Here is a 1,325-nt window from a genome sequence, read left to right as displayed (position 1 = left end):
GAATCGAAAAGTGAAGAGAGACTACGACAAACATCTTTATAAAGAGCGGCATTTGATTGAATGCTTCTTTGGAAAAATCAAGAACTTTAGACGTGTTTTTTCTCAATTTGACAAGACTGCTGAGGTTTTTATGGGTTTTTTAAACTTCGTTGGTTCTCTCATATGGCTTCTCTAAAATTTTGTTCACAGAGACTAGAGTACCAGCCACAAGATAAGGCGCATTAGTTTTATTAAATATGTTTTTCATTATATACCTCACTAGAATTAATTTATTATTAAAATTGTAGCAAAGGTGGAGAGACATGTCAAATTTATTAATAAATTAGTAAACTATAGCGAGGATAGGTATTGATAAAAGATTGCTGAAGGCTATGAACTGTGCCTCTCCGTGTAATCTTTGAATGCGCCTCTGCTGGAGTCAAAATATAGCTTTACACTGCCAATTGGTCCGTTCCTTTGTTTTGCAATAATGAGCTCTGCAATATTTCTGATTTTCTCCATCTTTTCTTGCCACTCTCGATGTTTATTGCTTCCTTCACTTGGCTGCTTTCTTAGTTCGTAATATTCTTCTCTATAGAGGAACATTACTATATCTGCATCTTGCTCTATGCTTCCCGAATCGCGCAAATCAGCAAGTTGTGGTTTTTTGTCGTCTCTTTGCTCAACAGAGCGGGAGAGCTGCGAAAGTGCAACAATAGGAATATTTAGCTCCTTTGCAATTGCTTTCAAACCCTGCGTCACTTCCGAGATTTCTTGCACTCTATTTTCATTACTCCTTTTTGTTGTTCCTCTGATTAACTGCAGATAATCGATAAATACCACTTCTACATTATATAATTGATACAGCAGACGTATTCTGGTACGAAGAGCGCTAATTGACAGCGCAGGGGTATCATCTATGATGAAAGGCAATTCAGACAATTCTGTACTAGCATTAATGAATTCATGCAATTCAAAATCACTAATTCTTCCGGTCAGTGCCTTATAATAACTAATTCCCGAATCTATAGTGATCAATCTTGCAGTTAATTGTTCCGCTGACATTTCAAGTGAGAAAAACGCTACGCAGTGTTGTTTATCTGCTCTTTTTTGTAAAATCTTACAAGCATTAAGGGCAATGTTTAGCACCAGTGCTGTTTTACCCATAGAAGGCCTTGCAGCTAGAATTAATAGGTCAGATTTCTGCAAACCACCAAGAAGCTGATTTAGGTCTTGGAGTCCGGTTGTAATGCCCAGCGCTTCTGGATTATTTTTCAGCGTGCTTATTTTTTCAACTACATCTTTAACTGAGCTTGCAAGCTTTATATACGTCTTCTCGCCTTGCT

Annotated in this window: 1 protein-coding gene and 1 pseudogene; one reads left to right on the top strand and one right to left on the bottom strand. The window is 37.4% G+C overall.

Annotation, left to right across the window (positions count from 1 at the left end; genetic code table 11):
• A pseudogene (locus GO685_RS05285) lies at nt 1-175 on the top strand (IS5-like element ISSoc13 family transposase); the annotation flags it as partial.
• A gap of 194 nt (nt 176-369) precedes the next feature.
• Here the strand turns inward: GO685_RS05285 and GO685_RS05280 are convergent.
• Nucleotides 370-1,325, bottom strand: a 956-nt coding sequence (locus GO685_RS05280) for a DnaB-like helicase C-terminal domain-containing protein (RefSeq protein WP_175937875.1), incomplete at its 5' end; no start/stop codon positions are given.

Source organism: Wolbachia endosymbiont of Madathamugadia hiepei (assembly GCF_013366855.1).
Classification (GTDB): Bacteria; Pseudomonadota; Alphaproteobacteria; order Rickettsiales; family Anaplasmataceae; genus Wolbachia.
This window is presented reverse-complemented; position numbering and strand designations above follow the sequence as displayed.